This window comes from Bradyrhizobium sp. LeoB3 (assembly GCF_055456055.1).
Map to the genome: position 1 here is coordinate 1 of NZ_JBVBEF010000318.1, position 903 is coordinate 903.

Below are 903 nucleotides of genomic sequence, written 5' to 3' on the forward strand. Positions count from 1 at the left end.
GCATACATTCATACAAGATGCCCGCGCAGCAGGGCTGACGGTCAAATCGTTTTTCTAGCAGCTTCGCAAACAGGCGCTCGGCTTCGTCAATATTTTGAGGGCGCTCGGAAAGCGAAAGTAACCGGCCCCGGCGGCCCCCGCGTTAGTCGGGGCTATTTTTCGCTAGAGCAACAACGCCAGGACCACGCACGCCGCGGCAATGCACATCGCCAGGACGAATATCACTATGACCATATCGCCTCGGTCGGGTTGGCAGCCGAACCGTGCAATGTTACCGCAGTGGGAGCTGCTGATCGCCCTGCGCTCGCGATCAGCCCATGCTCCCCGGCATGAAGCATCTGACGCCAACGGAAGCGCCGTTCAGATAGTAGGGCTCGACCAGCGCGGTTCGGTCCATCCACGACAGCGTCGTTCGGAACATCAACCCACTCGCCATCAATGCGCACGCGATAGTGACCATCCTTAGTTTCCCAATCGGCGTCATCAACGCGCTTCGCATCACTGCCATCGCAGCAGGGCCCTTTGCCGCTGTGCAAGCTCCCATACCAACTGCTCAACTCAGGGTTTGATAATCGTGGGCGCGGGCGTGACCGATTGTAGAAATCGGCGGCATAACGGCGAATACAATAAGCGTTGCATGCCAAATGTGATTGTTCATCTCACACCCAATCCCGGAATCTCTCTGTGCAGTCAGGAAATTCATCCATCCGCATCAACATGCGAGGGTTTCTCAGCTCGCCGCTGGTAGTCGTCAGCGAGGGCCTTAAGCTGAGCCGCGATCGCTGAGTCGGTCATGGTTTTGGCGGCGCGGAGCAAAGTCTGTGCTATCTCTAAATATTCCTTGCCTCGTCGTGAGTTCTGGGCCGTCATAAAGCCCTCGTGCGGTTCTCGGGCAGCTGGTCG

2 protein-coding genes are annotated in these 903 nt (G+C 57.5%); both read right to left on the reverse strand.

The features are described 5' to 3' along the window. Positions 1–310: 310 nt before the first annotated feature. Positions 311–460, reverse strand: a complete 150-nt coding sequence (locus ACZXDY_RS46095) for a hypothetical protein (RefSeq protein ID WP_464350039.1) — start codon at positions 458–460, stop codon at positions 311–313. 239 nt (positions 461–699) lie between these two features. Continuing rightward, positions 700–903, reverse strand: a 204-nt coding sequence (locus tag ACZXDY_RS46100; RefSeq protein WP_464350040.1) for a hypothetical protein, incomplete at its 5' end; no start/stop codon positions are given.